We start from the raw sequence: 25724 nt of genomic DNA, 5'->3' as shown, positions 1-25724 counted from the left end.
AATTAATGAGGATGTAAATTCATTTTTCAAGCCTTAGCTTATTTAATTTATCTTTTTAACATTCGGAATTTAATAATCAAGGAAGATCCAAGGGTGATAAGTCCTATCAAAGCTATGGCCACCTCTACTCCAAATAGATCGGCTACAATTCCTGATAAAATAGCCCCAATGGCATATCCCAAATCTCTCCATAGACGAAAGGTCCCTATACTTTCAGCCCTTTGCATTGGACTGGTTTCCTCCGCAATTGCCGCAAGGAAAGTTGGATAAACCAAAGCGGTCCCCCATCCAAGAATAAATGCAAGTCCAAAATAAACCCAAAACCCCTGGAAACCTGGAATAACCATGATGGCTAAACCTTGAAGCAGCATACCCCAAAAGAGCATCTTCTTTTTTGAAAAATGATCCGCCATTTTCCCCGTAAACAACTGGCCTATCCCCCAAACAGTTGGATACACAGCGGTTAGAACGCCAATTTCTTTGAGATTCATCCCATGAGATAACAAAACAATCGGAAATAATCCCCAGATCATTCCATCATTGAGGTTATTAACCAAACCAGCCTGAGTGATGGCACTTAGAGTCCTGTTTTTAAAACTCGTCTCTTTAAATACATTGGAAAGCTCTTTGGCCTCATTCTTTTTGGACTCGATTTTAACATGTGTCCGCGTATCCCGAACAAAAAACAAGCTTAATACTAATCCAAGCACTGCAATGGATTCCCCTAGAAAAAAAGGAAAGGGCCTTACCCCATAATTATTAGCCAAATAGGCGGTGAAAAAAGCGACAATCCCTACGGCAAAATACCCGGCAAACTCATTCAGTCCCATGGCTAAGCCACGGTTTCTCTCTCCTACCAGATCTATTTTCATCACAACGGTACTGCTCCAGGTCAAGCCCTGACTGATTCCCAGAAGCACATTTGCACCAATAACCCAAGCCCAAGAATTGGCATAAATAAGTATCAATGGAACCGGGAGTGCCAATAACCAGCCAAAAAGCAACAAATTCCTTCTTCCATATAGATTGGCCCACCTTCCGGTAAAATAATTAGCAAAAGCCTTACTGATACCAAAAGCAGTGATAAAGGACAAAATTGCTGATTTGGACTCTATACCAAAGACCTCTTCTGCAAATTGAGGAAATATGGACCGCTCCATCCCTACCATTGCCCCAACAAAACCATTAACAATCACCAAAAGCGTAAACTGTTTCCAGTTTTCCTTTAACCCAAGAATGACTTTTTCCATAGAATTTATGCTATCCTATGCAAAAGTCAGTTTTTGGAAATCCCAAACCTTTTACAAATGTTAAATAATCAGCGAATGGAAGCCCGAATCCTACTCAAACTAACCTGAGTGATCCCCAAATAGGAGGCAATATGCTTTAAAGGAATCCTTTTGATCAAATCTGGATTTTCACGGATCAACTGGAGATAGCGTTCTTCCGCAGTATGAAACTGAATAGTTTCGATCCGGTTTACTGTGTCAACATAAGCCATTTCCGTAATCTTCCTAAAAAGCCTTTCAAGGTCATGGTAGATATCATATTGCGCAAACAACCTCTCGGCAGGTATGCCAATAAAAACAGTGTCTTCAACAGCCTGAATGGCCTTGTTGCTGGGCATTCCAGTAAACAGACTTTCGGCCCGGACAATGATATCATGCTCAAATGCAAAGTATTCTGTCACTTCATTACCAGCTTTGTAATAATAAATCCTAGCCAAGCCCTGCTTGACGAAATAGATGGTCCGGCAGGTGACCCCTACCGGTTGAAGATCCTGGCCTTTTTTAACAGAAATGAGAGAACACAAATCAATCAATGCCGATTCAGATTCCTCAGCTAAGGGATTGATCTGAGAAAGAACATCCAAAAGAGAATTTATTTGAGGTTTATCGGCCATTATGGAATCACTTTAAAAAATTAAACAGACTATCCATCTATGGAAGTTTGATCGATCAGCAAATGGACATTGGGATGCAACCAAAGCAAGGAAGCCGGCAAATCTGTAGTTACTTTTCCTTCCAACAATTTGTTCCAAGCCTCATTTTTCCCTTTACCTGCAACAAATAATAGAACCATTTTGGATTTCAAGATATCTCCTACTCCCATAGTCATGCCCTGACTTAAAGGTACACCCACTTTTTCCAACATCCCACTGCCGACTGTACTGGAGTGAAGGTCTTCCACATGGCAGTTTGGGTTCAAACTCGTGGAAGGTTCATTCAGGGCAATGTGTCCGTTTTTTCCAATTCCAAGGATACAAATATCCATTGGGCCTTTTCTTTCCAAGGAAGTTTGGATTTTACGACATTCTGAATCCGGGTCAAGTGTGAAAGGATCAAAAGAATCATATCGATCTGGACCCACATCAAGAGCTTGAAGTAATTTGGTTTGCACATCGTACTCTGAGGTAAAAGTAGACCCTTGCGGTAAGCCTATCCATTCATCCAACTTGATCCATTGAAGTTTGGAGAAAAAAAGTAGGATTTGAATGATGCTTTTTGATCATCTCCTGATATAAACCCGAAGGGCTACCCCCGCTAGCCACACAAAACAAAAGGTCAGGTTTTTTGACAATGGCATCAAAAACCAATTCAGCTCCCAGCTTACTCATGGAGTCAAAATTCTGGCAATAATGAATATTCATCGATATAATGATCTTTTGGCTGAAGTTTACAATTCTATCCCAAGATAAATAATACCACCTAATCCGACCTAAAAAAGACAATTTGAAAAGGATTTTAAAAAGACCGGTACAAAGCCCTAATTTTGTACCATATGGAACTGTTTGTAAATGCACAACTGTTCCATTGACATTGTAACCTAATGGACCTTGAATCCATTAATTATTACACTTCATGAATAAGAAACCAAGAGTAGTTGTCGGCCTCTCCGGAGGGGTTGACAGTTCCGTAGCCGCACATTTGCTTCTCGAGCAAGGCTATGAAGTCATCGGCATGTTTATGAAAAACTGGCACGATGAATCCGTTACCATTTCCAATGAATGTCCCTGGATGGAAGATTCCACCGATGCCATGCTGGTTGCTGAAAAACTCGGCATCCCTTTTCAGGCTATTGATCTAAGTGAGGAATATAGGGAGAGGATTGTGGACTATATGTTTTCCGAATATGAAGCCGGAAGAACACCAAATCCGGATATTCTTTGCAACAGGGAAATCAAGTTTGATATTTTTCTAAAAGCTGCCGAAAAACTCAAAGCCGATTTTGTAGCCACAGGTCATTATTGCCAAAAAGGGGAAATAGAAGTAAATGGAAAGCCTGTTTATCAATTATTGGCCGGAGCTGATCCCAATAAGGACCAAAGCTACTTCCTATGCCAATTATCCCAGGAACAACTATCCAAAGCTCTTTTCCCAATCGGACATCTGCAAAAACCAGAAGTAAGAAAAATCGCCAAAGAATTAGATTTAGTCACAGCAGAAAAAAAGGATTCCCAAGGACTTTGCTTCATTGGAAAAGTAAGACTACCTGAGTTTCTTCAACAACAGCTAAAGCCGAAAAAAGGAAAAATCATCCAGATTCCAGAGGATTTGGAAGTTTTTGAAAAATATAAAATACCTTCAGGAATTGCCCTTGAAGAGTTAGACGAGGAAACATTGCAAAACCTAACATTCCCAATTCACTATCAAGAAAATCAGGGGAAAATTATAGGAGAACACAATGGAGCTCATTACTTCACTGTAGGGCAGCGCAAGGGATTGCATGTGGGTGGTACAGGAAAGCCACTTTTTGTAATTTCTACAGATACCCAATCCAATGTGATCTATACCGGTCTGGGTGATGATCATCCAGGTTTATTAAGAAATGCTCTATTCGTTCAAAACGATCAAATTCATTGGATTCGGGAAGATTTGGCTTTAAAGCCCGGAGAAAGTGCCCGATATGAAGCTAGAATCAGATACAGACAAGCACTTACAGGAGCTACATTGATCCGTAAAGAAAACGGGCTATATGTTGTCTTTGACCAAGCCCAAAAAGGAATTGCTTCCGGACAGTTTGTGGCTTGGTATGCTGGAAACGAAACTATAGGGTCTGGCACTATCTTTTAATAAGGAGTTTCGGATCCATTCAGTCAATACCCATCCAATGCTTGAAATTATTTACCAGGATGAATTTCTGGTTGCAATCAATAAACCTGCAGGTCTATTGGTTCACAGGACCAAAATTGCAGCCGAAGAACAGGTTGAATTTGCTGTTCAAAAATTAAGGGATCAGATTGGGCAGCGGGTATACCCTGCCCATCGCCTTGATAGACCCACTAGTGGAGTTCTGCTTTTTTCGAAACAAGCAGAACTGTTGCCCTTTCTTAAAGTACAGTTTGCAGAAAGGCTGGTTACCAAACACTATCTGGCCTTGGTAAGGGGTATTCCTGCCCAAGTTACCGGAGTCATAGATCATCCCCTTAAAAATGAAAGGTCAGGAAAACTTCAAGAGGCTAAAACCGAATATCAGGTTTTGGAGACCACAGAAATCCCTTTTGATACGACCGGGCGCTACCCTACGAGCCGCTACAGCTTAGTGATGCTAAAACCTGAAACTGGCAGAACCCATCAGATCAGACGACATCTTGCACATTTGAGACATTACATTATTGGAGATAAAAAGCACGGAAACAATAAACAGAACCAGTTTTTCGAGAAACAATTTGGCTTGACAAAGCTTTTGCTTCACTCCTATCAATTGGAATTTATTCATCCAGTCACGCAAAAACACAATGTACTAAACGCATCCCTTTCCGGTCATTTTCGTGAAACTCTTCTGGATTTAGGAATTCCCTCAATCAATTTCTGAATACGTAATAGTGAATTGCCCCAATTCCATTATTTTGGAAACAATAAATAAGCTTTATGAAAAAATCACTCTTAGTTTTTGGCCTAGTAGGTCTACTTGTATCACCTGTTTTTTCTCAAAAGACAGCTGTCAATAAAGAATTTAAAGAAAAAGAGGCCATAGCGCATTTCACCTATTTGGCTTCTGATGAATTGATGGGAAGGGATCCGATCCGTCCCGAAATCGAATTAGCCTATACATACATAGCTGATCAGTTAAAAAAATATGGTGCCAAACCTCTACCAGGTGGAAATGCATATTATCAGGATATACCATTCCGGTCCTCTGCACCGCCTAAAAAAGGGATAATCACTTTGGGAGATTCAACTTATTCCCAAGGTCAAAACTTATTGATTTTGGATGGAAATTCTCTTCAGGGAACATTTGAATTGGTAGATGTGGGATTTGGAACCGCAAGTGATTTCGAAGGAAAAGACCTAAAAGGAAAAATAGCGGTGTCCAATGTTGGTGCTCCGGATAAATTGAGTCCTTCCGATTTATTTGCCCTTGGAAGAGAAAAAGTAAACGTTGCTAAAGAAGCTGGAGCGGTAGCACTTATTGAGCGATTCAATGTCCCTTCCGTTCCTTGGCAGATGGTTTCCAATTTTCTAAACAGAACCCAATTGGGAATTGATCAGGGAGAAAGTTCTGACCTTCCTTACATTTGGATCAAGGACCTCAAAAATTCCCTGGCCCAGGATTTTGCAAAGAAAAAATCCCTACAAGCGTCCTTGGAAATTGAAGGTAAAATCAACAAAACCATAACCGGAAAAAATGTATTGGCTTGGATTGAGGGTACCGATCCAGAGCTTAAAAAGGAATTCATCATGCTTTCTGCCCATTATGACCATGTGGGTGTAGGAAGACCGGATGCCACAGGAGATTCCATTTACAATGGAGCAAGAGACAATGCAGTAGGAACAGTAGCCGTGATCAATGCAGCCAAATATTTTGCAAAAAACCCTCCAAAAAGATCTGTTTTGCTTGCCCTTTGGACCGCTGAGGAAAAAGGTTTGTTAGGAAGCCGATATTTCGCTGAAAACCCACTAATCCCCCTAAAAAACATTATTTACAACCTCAATATTGATAATGGTGGATACAATGACACCACTGTAATCTCTGTTGTTGGCTTGGGAAGAAATTCGGCTGATTTCCATCTGTCGGAGGCTTCTCAGGAATTTGGTCTCGAGGCTATAGAAGACCCTTCTCCAGAGCAGGGGCTTTATGATCGTTCGGACAATGTCAATTTTGCAAGAAAAGGCATTCCTGCTCCCACTTTCAGTTTAGGCTTTCGTTCTTTTGATGATGAAATCAACAAATACTATCATAAAGCCGGCGACCATGTGGAAAGCTTCGACTTAAATTATGCAGTAAAGTATTGGAAGGCTTATATATTATCCGCCGAACTCATCGCCAATGATCCCAATAAACCTACCTGGGTTCCTGGTGACAAATATGAAAAAGCCGGTAAAGAACTTTATGGAATTCAATAAATAAAGCAGAACTGAAAAAGGGATAGGAAATCGATTTCCTATCCCTTTTTTAGTTTAAAATAACATCCCAGCTATCGTCGCGGTCATCAAACAAGCCAAAGAGGCGGCCATCAGTGATTTCAAACCTAATCTGCTCAAATTTCCCTGTTGATTAGGGGCTATAATGCTGATTCCGCCCAATTGAATGGCAATGGAACTGAAATTGGAAAAACCACACAGCGCATAGGTTGCAATAACAACAGATTTGGAAGAAAGAGAGCCCATTTCCTTCATTTCAGAAAGGCTAAGGTAAGCTACAAATTCATTGATTACAGTTTTCTGGCCCAATAAGCTTCCTACTTGCAAGGTGTCATTCCACTCTACACCAATTACCCAGGCAAAGACCCTGAATATTTGACCAAAAATATATTCCAGAGAAAAGCCTTGAAACTGACCATTAGTAGAATTTGCCACAAAGCCATTCAGACCGGTATACTCTCCCAATAATCCGGAAAGTAAAAAGTTTATACCTGCTATCACTGCAATAAAGGCCAGCAGCATCGCTCCTACATTGAGGGCCAGCTTCAATCCCTCGGATGCACCTATTGACATAGCATCAATTAAATTAACACCCATGGCCTCATCGTTAACTTCCAGCTTGTCCTGAACTCTCTCCTTTTCTATTTCAGGAATAAAAATTTTGGACAAAACTATAGCCGCTGGAGCATTCATGATACTTGCTCCCAATAAGTATGCGGCAAATTTACTCTGCTCTTCCAAGCTATCTCCTCCCAAAAATGCAACATAACCTGCCAATACTCCGCCTGCAATCGTAGCCATCCCTCCCGTCATCAAACACATCAATTCGGATTTACTCATGTGGGGAATAAATGGACGAACTAACAATGGCGCTTCAGTCTGTCCTAAAAATATATTTCCTGCTGCAGAAAGACTCTCTGGACCGGACAGTCTCATGGTTCTAGCCATAACCCACGCTATACCATAAACCACCTTTTGAAGAATCCCCAAATAATATAGCCCGGCAGAAACTGTTGAGAAAAAGATAATTGTTGGCAACACTTTAAACGCGAAAATGAAACCGAAACTATCTCCAGCCAAATCCCCGAAAATAAAACGTGCACCATCCTCACTGAAGCTGAGGAATTTTACAAACCCTTCACTCAGCAGAGCAAATCCACTGGCAACAAAAGGAACTTTGGTGATTAAAATCCCGAAAACCAATTGAAGAAAAATCCCTATTCCAACAAGCCTCCAGTCTATCCTTCTTTTGTTACTCGAAAAAATATATGCGACTAAAACGATTACGATAAGTCCAAAGACACCTCTGATATAATCCATCTGATATTACTAGGTCAAATAAAGCGCTAAAAATAGTTAAGTAAGACGCAAGAAAAAAGCCCGAATTTACGGGCTTTAGATATTCTAGTTTCTTTTATTGATTTCATCCCGGATTCGGGCCGCTTTTTCGTAATCTTCATTTTCGATTGCCTTATCAAGCAATTGATTCAACTTATCTAGACTAAAGTCTTTTAATGAAGGTTCTTTTTTAAATTTTTGTGTTGGCTCCTGTTTTTTGGACTTGGTTCCTTCTTCTTCCTTTTCATCCACTTCATAATGTTCAACTCCACCTTCTGACATCGCTTTTTCGGTGCAATAAATTGGACAACCAAAACGAATTGCAATAGCTATGGCATCAGAAGGCCTGGCATCGATCTCCACTTCAGTAAGATCACTTTTACATTGGATTTTCGCATAAAAAACTCCCTCTTTCATATCCGTCACCACAACTTGTTCGATATCAAAGTTAAATCCATTCGCAAAGGATTTAAACAAATCATGTGTCATCGGACGATTGGGAATTATCTTTTCGATTTCCAATGCGATCGCCTGTGCTTCAAACATCCCGATTACAATCGGTAATCTCCTAATACCACCAACCTCACCCAACACCAAGGTAAATGACCCGGATTGGGAATGGTTGGAAGAAAGGCCCAAAATCTCAAGTTCTACGAGTTTTTCCACAAAGATTTAAAGTTCAGCTTTTAATGCTTCATTTAACTTCGGAACTACTTCAAATGCATCTCCTACGATTCCATAATCAGCAGCTTTAAAGAAAGGAGCTTCTGGATCTTTGTTGATCACCACAATGCATTTGGATGAATTTACCCCTGCAAGATGTTGAATCGCTCCTGAAATTCCTATTGCGATGTACAAACTTGGAGCTACTTTCACCCCAGTCTGTCCAACGTGCTCATGATGAGGTCTCCACCCCAAGTCAGAAACAGGTTTGGAACAACCCGTTGCAGCACCCAAAGTTTTTGCCAAATCCTCAATCATTCCCCAGTTTTCAGGACCTTTCAATCCTCTTCCCCCAGATACTACAATATCTGCTTCCGGAAGAAGAACTTCACCGGTCGCTCTTTCTGTAGATAGGATCTTTGATGCAAAATCAGAATCAGGTATCGATACTTCATACCCTTCAACAGAAGCTGCTACCCCATCCGTTTTAAGGTCTACCGCATTTTTCTTTACAGCAAGGATTTTATTTTCTGTCGTCACCTCTGTTTCGGCAAAGGCCTTACCAGTATAGATACTTCTTTTCACTTTATAACCGGCAGAAGTATCCGGAAGCTCTACGACATTGGAAACTAGAGCAGCATTGACCTTTATTGCTAATCTGGCTGCCACTGCATCCCCAAGTGATGACTTGGCTAACACTATGGTCTTTGCTCCTACTTTTTCAAAAGCCTGAGCAACAGCACTGGCATGGGCTTGGATCACGCCTGCGTTCAATCGTTCATCAGAAGCATGTAAAACCTTTGAAGCTCCAGCAGATCCAACTCCAGCAAGTTCATCCTGGGATACAGTGCCTAATGCTACAGCAACCACATCACCTTCTCCGGTTTTTTCAGAAAGTGCTTTCGCATAAGAAACGGCCTCCAGACTGGTCTTTTTTACTTTTCCTTCTGCTTGTTCTATATATACTAAAATTGACATAATTGACAGATTTATAAATATTTAAAAACGCTTGATTAAAGTACTTTTGCTTCGTTTTTCAAAAGCTTTACAAGCTCAGAAACATTGTCTTTATCCACAAGTTTGACAGCTCCCTTGGCAGGAGGCAATTGATATCCAGTGGCCTCTGCCTGTGTATCTGCAGCTACGGGTTCCACCACGTTCAATGGCTTTGTTCTAGCTGACATGATCCCTCTCATATTTGGGATCTTCCATTCTGCTATAGGCTCTTGGCAACCAGCAATTAATGGCAACTGAGCTTCCAACAGTTCCTTACCCCCTTCTATTTCTCGTGCCATTTTCACAGTAGTTCCATCCAAATCAAGTTTCATAACCGGAGAAAAAGAAGGAATCCCCAATAACTCTCCAACCATACCATGAACCATACCTCCATTGAAATCTATGGATTCTCTACCCATCAAAATCAGATCATATCCACCCTCTTTGGCATAGTGAGCTATCTGCTTTGCAACAAAAAAGGAATCTTTTGGAAAAGTGTTTACACGGATAGCTTCGTCTGCTCCAATAGCAAGTGCCTTTCTTAAGGTTGGTTCAGTTTCGGCTTCCCCAACATTCAAAACTGTTAGCTTTCCGTTGGTTTGATCTCTAAGTTCAACTGCTCTGGCGAGCGCATAATCATCATAGGGACCTATGATAAATTGAACTCCTGTGGTATCAAATTTGGTATTATTAGCAGTAAACTGAATCTTGGAGGTCGTATCCGGAACATGAGTGATACAAACAAGAATCTTCATTGGTTTAGGATTAGATTATTTTAGATTTATTTCGTGTGAAATTAACAGTCCTGCCCTAATTAAAAAAACAATTCATGCCCAATTTAGAGCGCCTAACCTTGCTTAGAGAGTTTTTGAAAGAAGAACCCAATAATCCTTTCAATTGGTACACCTTAGCCTTGGAATTGAGAGAAAAGGATTTGGAAGAAGCAGCTCGTATATTTAGAAAATTGCTTTTGGACTTTCCAGATTACCTCCCATCCTATTATGCAGCAGCACATCATTTTACTGAAATGGATGAAATCGCTGAGGCAAAATCAACCTTTGAAAAAGGCATCAACTTGGCAAAAGCACAAAAGGAGGATAAAACTATGAAAGAATTGAAGAACGCTTTCCAAAACTTCTTGTTTGAACAGGATTTGGAGGAATAGCACGACATCTATTCTTTTGTTTTAAAGCAAAATTTAAGGAAAACAAATACATATATCCCGCTCGTTTTTAGTATTTTAAAGTTACAATGTCTGAAATACTTTGAACATGGTCCTTTCCCAAGAAAGCCTCTTGAACTATTTTCTTCCCCAAATTGCAAAAAGGGCGAGACGGTATAAAAAGGTGTCTTTAATTAAAGCACGAAGAGCAGATCCGGGTATGGAAATTACTACCATTACTTCGGATGGCATTGAAACAAAAAAAATCGCACAAGAGGGGGAATTTTTAATCGAAAACCAGACCAGTACTTCTGAACTTTACCTGTTGGGTGAAGAAGTCATGGAAAAGAAATACCAAATCACACAGAGTTTGGATCATGGATGGGCAACCTATAAACAGAAAGGTTTTGTATTTGCCTTTGAACTCAATCCAAATGACTTAACAAACCTAGGCTTTAATGAAATCCTAAAATACATAGCACCCTGGGAATCGGAAAACTTTGCCAAATCAGGAGACTATATGGTTATCCAGGAGGATCAATCAGAAATCCACAGAATCGCTAAAAAGGAATTTGAGGAAACCTATAAGGAAATCTAAGGAACCAAAACGATTTTCCCCATTTGAGTTCCGGATCTCATTCTATCAAAAGCAACCTCTGCTTGATCCAAGGAAAAAACTTGATCAATAATAGGACGGATTTTATACTGATTTACAAATTCCAGCATTTGCTCAAAATCTCGGTCAGATCCCATTGTACTACCCATAATTTTCAACTGGTTCCAATAGACTTTCCGCGCATTAAATGATTCTGGATTTCCTGTAGTTGCACCATAAATCACAATTCGTCCCCCCGGTTTTGCGACTTGAATCAAATTATTAATGGAATTTCCGGAAGCACTATCTATGATCAAATCAAAGCCTCCGGTTGAAGCTAAGGCTCTTTCGGTCCAGTCTTCATTTTTATAATTAAAAGTATGAAGAACTCCAATCTCCTTAGCCTTTTCCAGTTTGGTAACATCACTACTGCTTACCGAAACTTTCGCTCCCAATGAAATAGCAAATTGAGCGGCAAACTGAGCAACGCCACCACCAAAGCCGGTAATCAGAACATTTTCTCCAGCTTGAACCTGTCCTTGGTATGTCAAAGCCCGAAAGGCAGTCAAACCTGCCAAAGGAAGAGCCGCTGCTTCTTCCCAAGTTAAATGGAAAGGTTTTTCATAGATTCGATCCTTAGGTACAATCAACTCCTCAGCCAAAGTTCCATTGCTTGGCATTCCAAGAATATCAAAATGTTCATTTTGAGCCAATTGATTATCACCCCAATTCAAAGCAGGATTGACTAGGACTTGCTTCCCAATCAAATTTGAATCAAATTCAGAACCTACGGCCACTACTATTCCTGCTCCATCTGAACCCAATATTTTACCATCCTCAAGGTTTCTATACAATCCCTGCCGACACCACTCGTCCCGATGGTTCAGAGCAGCAGCTTTAATTGCAACCTTGACTTCACCTGGCTTCAACTCCGGTAGATTAACTTCTTTAAATTCAATACCTGAAGGGAGAGATCGATTCAGTACAATACCTTTCATAGTTAGAAATCAGTTGGTTTGCCTCCCCCACTCAATAAATCATCCGTATCATCATTAGCCCGACTTTGTAGCTTAATGGTATGACCTGAATCAAAATCAGAAGCACCAGAGGATTGGTTTGAGAATTTATTTCCATAAAGTGGTTCACCAACCTGATTTGGAGGATAGCTATCGAATTGATCCAAATCTTGGAATTTGGTATAGCGACCGATAAATCTAAGTTTAACAGTATCCAAGGATCCGTTACGGTGTTTGGCTATAATCACTTCCCCAACACCCTGAGTGGACATCCCTTCGTCCTCAGTGATACCATAATATTCTGGTCTGTATAGGAACATTACCATATCTGCATCCTGTTCGATAGCTCCGGATTCACGAAGGTCGGAAAGTTGAGGTCTTTTGTCTCCTCCTCTGGTTTCTACCGCACGGGAAAGCTGAGATAGTGCAATTACCGGAATGCTTAATTCCTTTGCGATTTTCTTCAAAGCTCGGGATATACTTGCGATTTCCTGTTCACGGTTTCCGCCACCCGAACCTTTGCTGTCCCCTGACATCAACTGCAGGTAATCAATTACAACCATCTGAATATCATGCTGAGCTTTCAGTTTTCGGCATTTAGCACGGAGTTCCAGGATAGACAAAGCCGGAGTATCATCTACAAACAACGGAGCTTTTGAAAGTTTGGCTGTTTTATGTACCAACTGCGCCCATTCATGTTCGGCAAGAGACCCTTTTTTGATCTTTTCAGAATCCAGTTCAGCCTCAGCGGAAATTAAACGATTGACCAACTGGACAGAAGACATTTCCAGAGAGAAAATAGCTACAGGTTTATTGTGATCTACAGCCGCATTTCGAAGAACGGAAAGAACAAATGCTGTTTTCCCCATCGCAGGACGTGCCGCAATAATCACCAAATCAGATTTTTGCCAACCTGATGTGACTCTGTCCAATGCAGTAAAACCAGAAGGAACACCTGTCAAACCATCCTTTTGGTTCTTCTTGGATTCCATTTCAACAATTGCTTCCCGCATAATGGATTTCATATCTGAATAGTTCTTTCGGATATTTTTCTCCGAAATTTCAAACAGAGACTGTTCCATTTTGTCAAGCAATTCAAAAACGTCGGTGGTTTCCTCATAGGCATCCTTTTGGATCTCTGAGGAGATCTTGATCATTTCTCTTTTGATTGCCTGCTCGGTTATGATTCTGGCGTGGTATTCGATATTGGCCGCAGATGCTACTTTGGAAGTCAGTTCTGTTACATAAAAGGCTCCACCTGCTATTTCGAGAGTTCCATTTTTTCTTAACTGAGAAGTGACTGTCAGCAAATCAATGGGCTGGGAATCGGTGAAAAGATCCAAAATAGCCTGAAAAATCACCTGATGGGCATCTTTATAAAAGCTCTCTACTTTAAGAATGTCTATGACATTGGTCAAGGCATCCTTTTCCAACATTAACGCACCAAGAACTGCTTCTTCCAAATCCACAGCCTGAGGCGGAACTTTCCCCAGAAATGAGGGATTTTCAAATGAAGGTTTCTTACGGGTGATTCGCGGGTTGTTACTTTTCTCGGTCATTTAACAAATGTATCTTCTTTCAGGCAAGAGTTTTAAACAAGTTTTCCCAAAACTTATCAACAAAAATCAAGCCTTTGATTCTCAGTTCTCTTTATAATATACTCCATTTCGGTATCCCCTGAACATACTGCAGAGCATGGCCCAGGTAAAATGCCAGAGCATCTCAGAAAGCGGAATGTTTAGGATTTTAAATCCCAAAACAGGTTGATCCAACATACCATATTCATCCCAAAAATGAGGAAAAAGAAGGTTGAAATTGATGTAGTAAATGATAAACGAAATCGCCAAGGTCGCAAATGCGGAAAAAATGGAAATCCCAATCAAATCCGGACGCTGAATCCAAATATAGACCGAAAGCAGGAAAAAGGTCAAAAAGGTAACATAACCTGAATGGATCCCAAACCCTACACTAAAAACAGTAAGGCTGGCACATCCGATTAGAAACAGGAAAAAGAAATCCCGGTTTTTGGCAGGAGTAGTCCTATTTTCATCCACCTCCTTATTCGTAATAGCAGAATGGATATAACCCCCTACCCCAAAAAGAGCAAAGCCTATAATATAATCTTCAATCCCCGCTATTCCCTCACCAAATAAGGTTGGAGGTCTCCAGTAATCCCGAAAGTACCAGACCTCTGCGATTACCCCCATGATTCCACCTACTGCACCGACCTTGATCATTCCTGATTTCCAAGGACTTTTCCAATATACCAAAGCCCAAGCAAGCACATACAAAAGAGAAAGTGATAGGTATGCGTATTTATCTTCCAGCATATTCAAAAACTTAAAGGAGGTCGAAAATAGATAAAAAGCCTAAAAATCCTTCCAATTCTGCACAACATCATCGCTGGGCTGATATTTATTTTTAAGTTTGACAAAAGAAGAAATCGAAAACCAGCTACATGAATAAATACCACTTTATCGCTATTGGAGGGGCTGTCATGCACAACCTTGCACTTGCATTGGTCAAAAAGGGCTACGGGGTCTCAGGGTCTGACGATGAAATTTATGAACCCTCCCGAACCAGACTGGAAAAGTCTGGGATTTTACCTGAGAAGTTGGGATGGTTTCCTGAAAAGATCACCAATGATTTGGACGGGATCATTTTGGGCATGCATGCGAGAATAGACAATCCGGAGTTAATTCGTGCCCAGGAATTAGGCATTCCGGTATATTCCTTTCCCGAATTCATCTACAACCAAAGTACGGACAAAAAAAGAGTAGTGATTGCGGGATCCCATGGAAAAACTTCCATTACCTCGATGATCTTGCATGTCCTAAAAGAGCAGGGTCAAGACTTTGATTACCTGGTCGGAGCCCAAATAGAAGGGTTTGACTTAATGGTGAGGCTTTCGAATGCCCCCGTAATCATCATCGAAGGTGATGAATATCTGACTTCCCCATTGGACCGGACACCCAAATTTTTTCATTACAAACATGACATTGTTTTGGTGAGCGGTATTGCCTGGGATCACTACAATGTCTTTCCAGATTTTGAGGAGTATAAAGATCAGTTCCAAAAACTAATGGACATGACTCCAGAATCCGGGGAGTTAATTTATTGTGAAGTAGACCCTCTGGTAAAAAAAGCAGCTGAAACAAGTCCGAACAAATCCAAAAAAACAGCCTATAAATCCCATCCTGCATTGATCAAAGATGGTAAAACCTTCCTTCAGACAGAGATGGGACCTGTTCCAATTCAGATTTTTGGAGATCATAACCTTCAAAACCTACAGGGTGCAATGAACATCTGCCTTTCCTTAGGTCTGAGTGAAGAACAGTTTTATGAAAGTATCCAAACATTCACCGGAGCAGCCAAACGTCAGGAACTATTAAATGCGAATTCTGATTCGGCCTTATTCAGAGATTTCGCTCATGCTCCTTCCAAATTGAAGGCTACTGTCAATGCAGTCAAAAACCAATTTCCGGAAAGAAAACTGATAGCAGTTCAAGAATTACACACCTATTCTTCGTTAAACAAGGCATTTTTGCCTAACTATGCCGGATCTATGGATTCGGCAGATATTGCCATTGTATATTTAAATCCTCATGCCGTAGCCCTGAAAAAACTGGAATTGATGGATGAAGATACTTTGAGGGAAGGTTTCCAAAGAAAAGATCTGTATGTTTTTACAGATTCAGGAAAACTCAAAGATTTTCTTTTAGCCCAGAATTACAGTAATTCCAACTTACTATTGATGAGTTCCGGAAACTATGACAATATGAGTCTGGAAGAACTCAAAGCCAAATTTGATCAAGTATGAACTTAAACTTAAAAAACTCAATCGCATTTTTTGATCTGGAAGCAACTGGAACCAATGTTTCCACTGATAGAATTGTGGAAATATCCATTGTAAAACTCCATCCTGACCAGGGAAGAGAAATCTACACCCGAAAGGTCAATCCCGGAATTCCAATCCCGCTGGAAGCTTCCCTCATCCATGGGATCTATGACAAAGATGTCAAAGGTCTACCCTCATTTAAGGATTTGTCAAAGGAAATCCATCAATTCATCGGAAGTTCGGATTTGGCTGGGTTCAACGTATTGAAATATGACATTCCCCTATTAGTGGAGGAATTTTTGAGATCAGGAATTGATTTTGACCTGGATAAAAGGAACCTTCTCGATGCACAGAAAATTTTTTTCCTGATGGAAAAAAGAAATCTGACCGCAGCATACAAGTTTTACTGCAACAAGACTCTTGAAAATGCACACAGTGCTGAGGCAGACACCTTGGCGACCATGGATGTATTTATGGCGCAGATTGAACGTTACCACGGGGAGGAAGTAGAAGATTTACAGGGTAACAAAATAGGTGTTTTCCCAAATGACATGAAGAAAATTCACGAGCTGGTTAATGAAAAAATGGTGGATTTAGCCGGTCGCTTTGTTTTCAATTCCCAAGGAGAGGAGATTTTCAATTTTGGAAAGCATAAAGGAAAAACCATCGAACAGGTTTTTAAGGAAGAACCAGGATATTACGATTGGATGATGAGGGGAGATTTTCCCTTGGATACTAAAAGAAAACTCACCCAGGTAAAACTGAGAGGATTCAATAAATAACAAAAAAGCCCGAAATCACTTTCGGGCTTTTTTGTTATTGCTTTTTGTAATATTCCAATGCTTCAGGCATTTTGGCATTCAAACGTTCAATTCTTCTATCAGGGCCTGGGTGTGTTGAAAGAAATTCCGGTGGAGCCTGTCCTGAGCTCTTAGCGCTCATTCTTTCCCAGAAAACAGGTGCCATTCTTGGATCATAACCCGCCATGGCCATAAAAATCAAGCCCATTTCATCCGCTTCCAGTTCATGTTTTCTGGAAAAACTCAACATACCCAATTCACTTCCCATGCCCACAGACTGTAGCAAAATCTGCTCAGTCAAAGTTGGGTTCTGCCCCATGGCTGTGGACATGGCGCTTATACCAAAATTCAACATCAGACCATTTGACATCCTCTCTCTGGAATGGGAAGCCACAGCATGTGCTATCTCATGTCCCATCACCACAGCAATTCCTGCTTCATCTTCACAAATTGGCAATATGCCCGTATAAAATGCCACTTTTCCACCGGGCATACACCAGGCATTTACCTGATTACTTTCAAGAAGGTTAAATTCCCAATCAAAATCATCTACAAGACTTTGATAACCTTCCGAGATCAGGTATTCTTCCACAGCTTCGGCCATGTTCTTTCCAACACTGACTACCATCTGCCCCTTCTCACTGTCCGTCAAGACTTTGTATTCAGTCTTGGTTTTCTCATACTGCTCATTGACCAAAGGCATAATCTCTTCATTGGAAACCACAGCCAGCTGCATTCTTCCGGTCAAAGGAACTTTGGCACAGGCATAGGCTAAAAGCCCAACAGTTAGGAGTAATAGCGTCTTTTTCATGTTTTATTTGTTAACTGTAAAGAAAAATTCAAAAAGGATACCAGCATTAATCTCTTCCTTCATTTTTTAGTATTTTCCTCCAAATTTAACATTATGGAAAGGAAAAAACAGCTTTCTGACTTATCCAAAGAAGCATTGGATTATCAGGTTAAAATGACTAATCCCACCTATTTTTCAATAGCCATGCTACTGAAGCTTCCTAGCGTGGTATTTTGGGGGATTCGAATAAAAACCCTCAATAGCGGGCTTTGCCAAGTAACACTCCCCTTTACCTGGAAAACACAAAACCCTTTTAAGTCTATCTATTTTGCAGCATTGGCTGGGGCCGCGGAATTAAGCACCGGAGCTTTATGTCAAATGGCCATGGCAGGAAAGGGGCAATTTAGTATGCTGGTAGTAGAGTTTAGATCAGAATTCTATAAAAAAGCCAATCAAAAAATCACCTTCACCTGCGATCAGGGAAAAGAGCTTTTTGAGCTTTTGGAAAAGATGGAACCTGGAGACACGGAAAAATTAACCCTGATTTCCAGTGGAAAAAATGAGTCCGGAGAAGAGATTGGGAGATTTTTTGTGACTTGGTCCTTTAAAAGGAAAGCTTAGTCTCCAAGGCTTCTCTCGATTTGCACAAACTCTTCCAAACTCGTCAGAACCTTCTTTTCAGGCCAGTCAAGAAACCCATGGGACTGATGAAATAAATTGAAACGAATGACCAATTCATCCCAATCAGATTGCTCCAAAGCATACCTTTCTTTGATTCGCTCCCTTACTGAATCTGATTCAATAACTGCATAATACCCTTCCCTACGGGTATTCCAAATCTTCTTTTTCTCATATTCCCTGGCTTGTTTGGCCTTTTTTGTGAAATAAGAAATAGGTCCAGAGATGGCATATCCCCCATTTGGGTTACTTGTATTCGGTCCAGCCAATACTTCTCCTTTTCTAGAAGGTGATTTTTCTTCGTCAGGATCAACTAGTACCAATCTCCCATCCTTAAACCTAAAGGCCATTGGCTCGGCCTTCACCTCAAATGTGGGTAAAAATCTGGCCCTATCCTGCAGACTGATTAACAGAAAAGTTTCATCGCTCAATAAAATCTCTTGTGAGATAAAACCTGGAAAACTGACAAGCAGTGTATCCCCTATTACTCCTTTTAAATTGAAATACCCCCTTGTATTGGTAAAGGAAGAGATTTCGGAGTTTTTGACCTTTACCTCAACACCTTCCAAATAACGCTTATCTGAAGAATCGAGCACATTACCAGAATAAGTTCTTTGTGCATAAACCCATGTGGCACTAAAAAGAAAAAGGATAAGCAGGATGCGAAATTTCATCGGGTCAAAGATACCTCCAATCCCATCTTTACTACTCTGGGAAAAGTTAAAGAAGCTTAAGCCATCTATTAAAAAAGCTTAATCAATTACCACGGACCTCAAGAAGTATATCAGTGCCCAAAAATTCAGGTTTCTCAGTCCTGTACCATGTCCTTTGAGCTGGTATCCTAAGCGAATTAAATTCAATTTCCTTTTGGAGATAGATGATCTCTCCTACTAGGTTGGCTTCATCCTGGAAGAACTTATAAGCCTCCATTCTGAAATTTTCGGGATTGATATAAAAATACCAAGTATCCTTGTCATAAGGCACCCGAGCCACCAAATACTCTTTACCCCCAAGAATCTCATGACGGATACTATCCTCTATTACAGTCCCCGCATCCATCAATTTCATCGGTAGTCCCCACAAATAAGTATAATAATTCCTCATCCTCAATGCCCTCTCCTCTTCTATTTCACCTACAATTTGTATCAGGGAATCCTGAATGACTTCATAACTTAGACCATTGATTTTATACCCCATTTTGGAATTGGAGTTGTCCAAAAAAACCTCGTAAAAACGGGAATCTCGACCGGGAGGAAGACTGTCCTGGATCACCAAGGTGGCTTTCAAGTGACTCCAATTATTTGTAGGATCATGATATTCGATTGATTTCAAAATCAACTCCCTTCCGGTTTTTGGCTTGGAGCCTGAAATAGAATTACAAGAAAAGGCCAAAAGACAAATCACAAAATAAAAGTAGCTTGATTGCATAGGCTGATTTTTTTTCCAATCTAAGTAATTTGGCGGAATGGAATTCAAACTTACCCGGTTAGCTCCCACTCCCAGTGGGTTCCTTCATTTAGGAAATGCTTTCAATTTTCTCCTTACCAAAGCTCTTGCAGAAAAACATAATAGTAAAATACTACTCAGAATTGATGATTTGGACAGAGAGCGATACCGGAAAGAATATGTTCAGGATATTTTCGAAAGCTTGGATTTTCTTGAAATAAAGTACGATTTGGGTCCGAATTCCTTGGAAGAATTTGAGGATGCATGGTCTCAAAGCCATAGAATACCTGAATATGAATCGGCCCTCGAAAAACTTCGGCATTCAGGTTTGCTTTTTGCCTGTGACTGTTCCCGAAAAAAAATCCAGCAGCTGGATTCATCAGGCAATTATTTGGGTTTTTGTGTGGATAGAAGAATTTCCTTGGACAAAAAAGATGTGGCTTGGAGAATGAATACTTTGGAAGCTGATTTGATTCCGATCAAAACTTACCCTGATCGTATTGAATCCCATATACTTCCCCAAGACATAGCATTTTACGTAGTTCGCAAAAAGGACGGTATGCCCTCCTACCAGCTTTGTTCCGTCGTAGATGATCTACATTATGGAGTGGATTTGATTGTAAGGGGCAAAGATTTGTTCAGTTCCTCTCTCGCTCAAGTCCATTTGGCTGAGATTTTAGGAGAAGGGCAGAAATTCAAAAACATCACCTTTTACCATCATCAGCTCTTAAAAGGTCCGGGAAAGAAAAAACTTTCGAAATCAGATGGAGCTACCTCTCTCCAATACCTGATCAAGGAGGGAAAAAAGCTTTCAGATATTTTTAAGTTACTAGGGGAAATGGCCGGAATTCCAGAACCAATCCAGGATTTCAGTCAGTTTAAAAATTCATTTCTATAAAAATAGAGACTTTCTTTTGGAGAAATCGATAACATAAAAAAGGCCGGAATTTCCGGCCTTTCATCTTTTTATAAGTTGATTTTTAATACTTGGCAGGAGTATTAGGAGCTACCATTGATTTTTGGATGAACTGACGAATATCTTCATTTGATGTTTCTAGATCCTCAGCTCGCAAATACATCATATGACCAGATCTATAGCCCTTAAATTGGATTCTGTCTTTCATTTTTCCTGCAGGGTCGATATGCCATAGGCTATATTTTGCATTGAAGAAATCCGTTCCTCCATCAAAATATCCAGACTGAACCATCAAGTGCAAATAAGGGTTTTGCCGCATGGCTGTCCCTAAATCATATCCTGTAGATTCATTTGATCTATCCCAAGGGTGAACAGGTCCAAATAGATTATAAGTAAGGTCTGTATTGAATTTCAATACATTCTTTGCGTAATGATTGAATGCCGGAGCAAAAGCATGATTCCAGCTTGTCAATGCCGGGTCGAAATCATAACGATCACCAGCTTCCATTCTATCAAATCCACGGTAACGGCTATCCAATCGACCAATAGTCAAGCCTTCCTCACGAAGCAATTCCTTCCAGAAAAAGCTTGTAGGAACCATCAGATTATGATTAAGAAAAGCTTCTTTTTTAAGCCCGGAGTAACGGGCCATTTGAGTAGCTATGGCATCTCTTTCTGAGTCAGAAAGGCTTCCTCCTTTTACCATAGCAGGCAAGACTACATTCAGGGTATATTCCTCAACTTCTGGAAGGATTTCATCTAGGTCCTTCGCTTGCAAATCCGATGGAAGCTGCTTATGATACCAAGCTGTTGCAGCATAATAAGGTAGGTAATTGGCCATTTTCACCGGACCTCCCCTGTCAATACCCATATCAGTCGGAGAAACCAATATCACCCCATTGAAATACATCCAATGCGCATTTTGCAACTGGGAAACCAAGCCTGCCACGCGAGTGGTACCGTAGCTTTCACCAATCAAATATTTTGGAGAAGCCCAACGATTCGAACGGGTCACAAAAGTATTAACCCAATCTGCCAGGTATTTGATATCAGAGTTTATTCCGAAAAAGGTTGACCGTGGAGTTTCCGGATTCAGAATCCGGGAATAGCCCGTATTTACCGGATCTACATATACTATATCTGCTACGTCCAAAATAGAATGGGGATTGGAACGTGTTCCATAAGGCTGAACTGGATATCCTTCATCATCAATATTCAGCAAAACAGGGCCTGTGTAGGCCAAATGCATCCAAATAGAAGCCGAGCCTGGTCCACCGTTAAACGAAATTACCAAAGGCCTTTTTGCCTTATCAGACACATCCGTCCTTTCATAATAGGTGTAAAATAAAGAAGCAATGGGTTCACCCTTGTCGTCCCAGACAGGTTGAGTACCAGCTGTGGCCTTATAAGGCACTCTCTTGCCTTTGATGGTCACCTCATTACTGGTTTCTACCTTAGTTTCTACAGGTAGTTTCCGTGTTTCCTGTGCCTGTAGCATTCCTACGCAAAGCAACAGGATAATAGAAAGAGTTAATTTTCTCATAGTTCAATGATTTTAAAGAAAGCTAGTATCCAAAATTCCAATTTCCAGACGCTTTTACACCAGCGGAAATCTTACTTCCTTGTGCTACCTACAAGCCTGGCTATAACGACTGCTGGATAAAGAATTCCCACAGTTGAAAGAAAACCAGCTAGCATCTTGGACATAATATTGGCGGGATATAAATCCCCAAAGCCGACTGTAGTAAGAGAGACCAAGGAGAAGTACATATAGTTGGAAAAATCCTCATCGATGCCACTTAAAACGAGTTCCCCGGCAATACTGGAGCCTATATTCAAATGAATGATTTCAAAAACAAAGGCTCCCAAAATAGCGAGGGACAAATACACATTTATAGCACCAATTACTCTATAAACGTTTACTTCATTATCTCGAAATAAAAGCCTGATATTCAGAAATATAAATACAGACATATTGAGAATACCTACTATTCTTTCCATGAGGTAAAACTCAACTGGAAGATCACTGAATCGAAGTAATCTTAAGCCCAATTGGGTAAAAAACAATCCGGAAGTAAGGAAAATCAGAAATCGTTCCCGGGCCGAAAAAATACCTGTAAAAAAGAGAAAGAGGAAAACCAAGTTCACGAATAGCATCTCCACATGCCCATACTCTATCAAAATAGGAAGAGCAAAGGCTGTGAATATCAAAATCAAGAGCTGCAGTCCGAAGCTGGCATCAGTCAACCAATAATTTGCAAAGTGCTTATAAAGCCGGACTATTCTTGGTTTTCTTATTTTTTCCTCCTGTTCCATTCTAATCTAAATCTCCAAAGTTCCCCTCAAAACCGCAACAGCCTTGCCCTTTAAGATCACCCGATCATCATGTTTTTCCAACAAAAGAATGCCTCCCCGTTTGCTTGCCTGATAGGCTCTAAGTTGAGTTTTTCCGGTCTTTTGGTTCCAATAATCCATTAAGGCACAATGGGCAAAGCCGGTTACAGGATCTTCATTTACACCCACGTTTGGTCCGAAAAACCGAGATGCAATATCAAAACCCCTATTTCCTATTGCGGTTATAATAAACCCTTCCTCACTATGGGCTGCTATTTGAGCAAAATCAGGAACCAAGCTTTCCACCGCTTTCTGATCTTCCAACTCAAAAATCCAGTTCCGCTTCAGTTGTGCGGCTTGTATGATTTTTTTTCCAAAAAGCTCTTCTTTGAAATAAGGATGCTGATCATGATAAGTCGGAAGTAAAGGGAAGTTCATTTCCAGAAAATCTCCCTCGCTTTTCACCCTCAATTCCCCACTACGGGTTTGAAAGCTGATCAATTCTCCTTCCTGAGCCCATCCGTTTTGGATCATCCAATAAGAGGAAGCCAGGGTTGCATGCCCGCAAAGGTCAATTTCCAAAGTTGGCGTAAACCACCGAAGATTAAAATTCCCCGGTTGTTCTGTCTTCTGTACAAATGCAGTTTCACTCAAATTCATCTCCATAGCTATGGACTGCATCAAATCCGAATTCAGTTCCTGCTCCAATAAACAAACTGCAGCGGGATTTCCAGAAAACGGTCTATCTGTAAACGCATCAACAACACCGATCTCGATTTTCATGGCTTTTAGTATCGGGTTTTCAATATTTCCATATGATGGGCAAAATGTCCTGGTATAATCCAGAATAGTGCCCTAGGTGTGATAGGTTTTCCATTTCCATTGCCCACATTATCCAAAACATCCTCAGACAGGGTTTGAATCAAAGTCAAAAGCGCTTTTCTTTGGGCTATAAAATCAGCCACCAGTAAATCAATAGGTACTGCACCAAATTTCCCTTTGACCACATATTCATTCTGGTCAAAGCCTGGAAGAGCTGCCTCCTCTCCCCGAGCAAAGCACAAAGCTCTAAAAGTCATGATTCTATCGGTATCAGTAATATGGCCCAAAACCTCTTTTGGAGACCATTTTCCCTCTTCATAGACAAAATCTGCCCATTCCTTTGGTTTGGAATCAAACAATTGGGTAAGCTCTTCGATTTGTTTTAGAATCAATTCAGAGAAATTCTCACCACTCACCTTATCAACGTAAGTCGAATAATATGCAGGATAATCCTCTTTAAGTGGAAGATTGAAGGTGTTCATATAAAATTTGATTTGATTGTAATTCCTTTGGGATAAATTTAAGCCAAGCATAATTCTTACCCTATCATGTCTAAAACTTTATTCACTCTTTTATTGGGTTTGGCATCTGTCAGCGCCTTTTCCCAAACCATTATCATCAGAAACCCGGATATCCAACAAATGGTCACTGAAGTATCTTCGGATTCTTTGGAACAATATGTTCGGGATCTTGCTGCTTTTGAAAGCAGACATACCCTAAACACCAATTCCACAAACGGGATGATTGCCGCTCAACAGTATGTGCTCTCTAAGTTTGAAAGCTTTGCTAAAAAGTCAAACGGAAGAATGATAGCCAAAATTGAAGAATTTATCATTCCTTCAGATGGAAGAAGAATTGAAAATGATTCCCCGGCTGCAAATGTCTTTGCAACTCTAAAAGGTACGGATCCCAGTGATGACAGAATCTTTGTCCTTTCAGCCCATATGGATTCCAGAAACAAAAATGTCATGGATAAGGATGGTATTGCTCCGGGTGCAAATGACGATGGTAGCGGTACGGCTGCTGTAATAGAACTGGCTAGAGTAATGGCTTCCAGAGAATTTCCTGCAACAATCGTTTTCGTTGCCTTTACCGGTGAAGAACAGGGCCTAAAAGGTGCCACCTATATGTCCGTCAAGGCCAAGGAAGAAGGTTGGAACATTCAAGCCGTTCTCAACAATGATATCATAGGAAACAGTGAATCCTCCGGTACATTGATTAAGGACAATTTAAAAATGAGAGTATTCTCAGAAACCATCCCCGTTGCCGAAACAGAGCGAGAGGCTTCTTTAAGGAGGTATACCGGCTCAGAAAACGACTCCAAGTCAAGACAGTTGGCCAGATATATCAAAGAAGTTGGAGAACGCTATGTAGATCAGTTTGAAATTAAATTGATCTACCGAGCAGACAGATTTCTAAGAGGCGGTGATCAAACTGCCTTTGCTCGAAATGGTTTTACTGCAGTGAGACTTTCCGAAATGAATGAAAACTTCTACCACCAACATGAAAATGTTCGGGTTGAAAATGGAATTCAATACGGAGATTTGCCTGAGTTTATGGATTACGAATACCTGAGAAAGGTATCCTCTGTCAACTTGGCGTCTTTGGCAAGCTTGGCAAATTCCCCTAGTCTTCCTGAAGAAGTGCAGATAGATGTAAGAGGATTAAGCAATCACTCAATCCTTGTATGGAAAGCTCCGAAAATCGGAAAGGTAAAAGGGTATTATGTCCTAATGAGAGAAACATCCTCTCCAATGTGGGAACAGAAATTCTGGACAACGGATACTACCCTGACTATTCCTTATTCCAAAGACAACTATTTCTTTGCTGTTCAGGCAGTATCCGAATCCGGAGCCGAAAGCTTAGCTGTATTCCCCACCCCGTTGAGCCGTTGAGATTTAATTAAATCAATTCCAAATTTTCCCAAATCGGAGGTTTTGGCAACATCATCAGCTATATTTAGTT

General features: G+C 40.6%; 28 protein-coding genes. 10 read left to right on the top strand and 18 right to left on the bottom strand.

Going from position 1 to position 25724, the window contains the following annotated elements:
- Positions 1-47: 47 nt before the first annotated feature.
- From P2G54_RS08375 to P2G54_RS08360, 4 genes are all read right to left on the bottom strand, one after another.
- The gene (locus P2G54_RS08375; RefSeq protein ID WP_275870075.1) at positions 48-1250 is read right to left on the bottom strand and encodes an MFS transporter; all 1203 of its coding nucleotides are present in this window, start codon (positions 1248-1250) and stop codon (positions 48-50) included.
- Positions 1251-1318: 68 nt separating this feature from the next.
- Entirely contained in the window at positions 1319-1903 is a 585-nt protein-coding gene (locus tag P2G54_RS08370; RefSeq protein ID WP_275870073.1) for a Crp/Fnr family transcriptional regulator, read from the bottom strand.
- A gap of 29 nt (positions 1904-1932) precedes the next feature.
- Entirely contained in the window at positions 1933-2454 is a 522-nt protein-coding gene (locus tag P2G54_RS08365; RefSeq protein WP_275870071.1) for a 6-phosphogluconolactonase, read from the bottom strand.
- A complete protein-coding gene (locus tag P2G54_RS08360; protein ID WP_275870069.1) occupies positions 2447-2617 on the bottom strand; it encodes a hypothetical protein in 171 nt (56 codons plus the stop codon). The genes P2G54_RS08365 and P2G54_RS08360 overlap by 8 nt, the downstream gene beginning before the upstream one ends.
- A 244-nt stretch (positions 2618-2861) precedes the next feature.
- Here P2G54_RS08360 and mnmA point away from each other — a divergent pair, with 244 nt between their 5' ends.
- Genes mnmA through P2G54_RS08345 form a run of 3 tightly spaced genes read left to right on the top strand, consistent with a single transcriptional unit; the run spans position 2862 to position 6347 of the window.
- Positions 2862-4073: a tRNA 2-thiouridine(34) synthase MnmA gene (mnmA, locus tag P2G54_RS08355; protein ID WP_275870067.1), complete on the top strand. Its 1212-nt coding sequence runs from the start codon at positions 2862-2864 to the stop codon at positions 4071-4073.
- A 37-nt stretch (positions 4074-4110) separates the two neighbouring features.
- The gene (locus P2G54_RS08350; RefSeq protein ID WP_275870066.1) at positions 4111-4815 is read left to right on the top strand and encodes a pseudouridine synthase; all 705 of its coding nucleotides are present in this window, start codon (positions 4111-4113) and stop codon (positions 4813-4815) included.
- A gap of 56 nt (positions 4816-4871) precedes the next feature.
- Positions 4872-6347, top strand: a complete 1476-nt coding sequence (locus P2G54_RS08345; RefSeq protein WP_275870064.1) for a M28 family peptidase — start codon at positions 4872-4874, stop codon at positions 6345-6347.
- A 54-nt stretch (positions 6348-6401) separates the two neighbouring features.
- Here P2G54_RS08345 and P2G54_RS08340 read toward each other — a convergent pair whose 3' ends face one another.
- The 4 genes from P2G54_RS08340 to P2G54_RS08325 form a co-directional block, all read right to left on the bottom strand.
- Positions 6402-7685: a nucleoside transporter C-terminal domain-containing protein gene (locus P2G54_RS08340; protein WP_275870063.1), complete on the bottom strand. Its 1284-nt coding sequence runs from the start codon at positions 7683-7685 to the stop codon at positions 6402-6404.
- Between the two features lie 84 nt (positions 7686-7769).
- A complete protein-coding gene (locus P2G54_RS08335) occupies positions 7770-8369 on the bottom strand; it encodes a bifunctional nuclease family protein (RefSeq protein ID WP_275870061.1) in 600 nt (199 codons plus the stop codon).
- Between the two features lie 6 nt (positions 8370-8375).
- Positions 8376-9344: an electron transfer flavoprotein subunit alpha/FixB family protein gene (locus tag P2G54_RS08330; protein WP_275870060.1), complete on the bottom strand. Its 969-nt coding sequence runs from the start codon at positions 9342-9344 to the stop codon at positions 8376-8378.
- Between the two features lie 35 nt (positions 9345-9379).
- Positions 9380-10117 carry an electron transfer flavoprotein subunit beta/FixA family protein gene (locus P2G54_RS08325; RefSeq protein ID WP_275870058.1) on the bottom strand — a complete coding sequence of 246 codons (738 nt, stop codon included), beginning with the start codon at positions 10115-10117 and terminating at the stop codon, positions 9380-9382.
- Positions 10118-10191: 74 nt separating this feature from the next.
- Here P2G54_RS08325 and P2G54_RS08320 point away from each other — a divergent pair, with 74 nt between their 5' ends.
- Both P2G54_RS08320 and P2G54_RS08315 read left to right on the top strand, forming a co-directional pair.
- Positions 10192-10527, top strand: coding sequence for a tetratricopeptide repeat protein (locus P2G54_RS08320; protein WP_275870056.1), 336 nt, complete (start codon positions 10192-10194; stop codon positions 10525-10527).
- A 181-nt stretch (positions 10528-10708) separates the two neighbouring features.
- The gene (locus P2G54_RS08315) at positions 10709-11122 is read left to right on the top strand and encodes a hypothetical protein (RefSeq protein WP_275870054.1); all 414 of its coding nucleotides are present in this window, start codon (positions 10709-10711) and stop codon (positions 11120-11122) included.
- Here the strand turns inward: P2G54_RS08315 and P2G54_RS08310 are convergent.
- The 3 genes from P2G54_RS08310 to P2G54_RS08300 all read right to left on the bottom strand — a co-directional run bounded on the left by P2G54_RS08310 (position 11119) and on the right by P2G54_RS08300 (position 14465).
- Complete coding sequence (locus P2G54_RS08310) at positions 11119-12117, bottom strand: zinc-binding dehydrogenase (protein ID WP_275870052.1); 999 nt, start codon at positions 12115-12117, stop codon at positions 11119-11121. The genes P2G54_RS08315 and P2G54_RS08310 overlap by 4 nt on opposite strands.
- A 2-nt stretch (positions 12118-12119) precedes the next feature.
- Positions 12120-13694: a replicative DNA helicase gene (gene dnaB / locus P2G54_RS08305; RefSeq protein ID WP_275870050.1), complete on the bottom strand. Its 1575-nt coding sequence runs from the start codon at positions 13692-13694 to the stop codon at positions 12120-12122.
- 81 nt (positions 13695-13775) lie between these two features.
- Complete coding sequence (locus P2G54_RS08300) at positions 13776-14465, bottom strand: lycopene cyclase domain-containing protein (protein ID WP_275870048.1); 690 nt, start codon at positions 14463-14465, stop codon at positions 13776-13778.
- 128 nt (positions 14466-14593) lie between these two features.
- Here P2G54_RS08300 and P2G54_RS08295 point away from each other — a divergent pair, with 128 nt between their 5' ends.
- Positions 14594-15955, top strand: coding sequence for a Mur ligase family protein (locus P2G54_RS08295; protein ID WP_275870046.1), 1362 nt, complete (start codon positions 14594-14596; stop codon positions 15953-15955).
- Entirely contained in the window at positions 15952-16755 is an 804-nt protein-coding gene (locus P2G54_RS08290) for a 3'-5' exonuclease (protein WP_275870044.1), read from the top strand. The genes P2G54_RS08295 and P2G54_RS08290 overlap by 4 nt, the downstream gene beginning before the upstream one ends.
- Positions 16756-16789: 34 nt before the next feature.
- Here the strand turns inward: P2G54_RS08290 and P2G54_RS08285 are convergent, their stop codons facing one another.
- Positions 16790-17584, bottom strand: a complete 795-nt coding sequence (locus P2G54_RS08285; RefSeq protein ID WP_275870042.1) for a M48 family metallopeptidase — start codon at positions 17582-17584, stop codon at positions 16790-16792.
- Positions 17585-17677: 93 nt separating this feature from the next.
- Between P2G54_RS08285 and P2G54_RS08280 the strand changes: the two genes are divergently transcribed.
- Complete coding sequence (locus P2G54_RS08280; protein WP_275870040.1) at positions 17678-18184, top strand: DUF4442 domain-containing protein; 507 nt, start codon at positions 17678-17680, stop codon at positions 18182-18184.
- Here the strand turns inward: P2G54_RS08280 and P2G54_RS08275 are convergent.
- Both P2G54_RS08275 and P2G54_RS08270 read right to left on the bottom strand, forming a co-directional pair.
- Positions 18181-18915, bottom strand: coding sequence for a carboxypeptidase-like regulatory domain-containing protein (locus P2G54_RS08275; RefSeq protein WP_275870038.1), 735 nt, complete (start codon positions 18913-18915; stop codon positions 18181-18183). The genes P2G54_RS08280 and P2G54_RS08275 overlap by 4 nt on opposite strands.
- 82 nt (positions 18916-18997) lie before the next feature.
- Entirely contained in the window at positions 18998-19669 is a 672-nt protein-coding gene (locus P2G54_RS08270) for a DUF6503 family protein (protein WP_275870036.1), read from the bottom strand.
- Between the two features lie 37 nt (positions 19670-19706).
- Between P2G54_RS08270 and P2G54_RS08265 the strand changes: the two genes are divergently transcribed.
- The gene (locus tag P2G54_RS08265) at positions 19707-20585 is read left to right on the top strand and encodes a glutamate--tRNA ligase family protein (RefSeq protein WP_275870034.1); all 879 of its coding nucleotides are present in this window, start codon (positions 19707-19709) and stop codon (positions 20583-20585) included.
- Positions 20586-20667: 82 nt separating this feature from the next.
- Here the strand turns inward: P2G54_RS08265 and P2G54_RS08260 are convergent, their stop codons facing one another.
- The 4 genes from P2G54_RS08260 to P2G54_RS08245 all read right to left on the bottom strand — a co-directional run bounded on the left by P2G54_RS08260 (position 20668) and on the right by P2G54_RS08245 (position 24241).
- On the bottom strand, positions 20668-22146 hold the full coding sequence (locus tag P2G54_RS08260; RefSeq protein ID WP_275870032.1) for a carboxypeptidase: 1479 nt from the start codon (positions 22144-22146) through the stop codon (positions 20668-20670).
- A gap of 71 nt (positions 22147-22217) precedes the next feature.
- Positions 22218-22919 carry a potassium channel family protein gene (locus P2G54_RS08255; protein ID WP_275870030.1) on the bottom strand — a complete coding sequence of 234 codons (702 nt, stop codon included), beginning with the start codon at positions 22917-22919 and terminating at the stop codon, positions 22218-22220.
- Positions 22920-22925: 6 nt separating this feature from the next.
- Positions 22926-23720: a PhzF family phenazine biosynthesis isomerase gene (locus tag P2G54_RS08250; protein ID WP_275870028.1), complete on the bottom strand. Its 795-nt coding sequence runs from the start codon at positions 23718-23720 to the stop codon at positions 22926-22928.
- A gap of 5 nt (positions 23721-23725) precedes the next feature.
- A complete protein-coding gene (locus P2G54_RS08245; RefSeq protein WP_275870026.1) occupies positions 23726-24241 on the bottom strand; it encodes a DinB family protein in 516 nt (171 codons plus the stop codon).
- Positions 24242-24307: 66 nt separating this feature from the next.
- Between P2G54_RS08245 and P2G54_RS08240 the strand changes: the two genes are divergently transcribed.
- Positions 24308-25654, top strand: a complete 1347-nt coding sequence (locus P2G54_RS08240; protein WP_275870024.1) for a M28 family metallopeptidase — start codon at positions 24308-24310, stop codon at positions 25652-25654.
- The last annotated feature ends 70 nt before the right edge of the window (positions 25655-25724 follow it).

Source organism: Algoriphagus sp. CAU 1675 (genome assembly GCF_029222925.1).
GTDB lineage: Bacteria > Bacteroidota > Bacteroidia > Cytophagales > Cyclobacteriaceae > Algoriphagus.
This window is presented reverse-complemented; position numbering and strand designations above follow the sequence as displayed.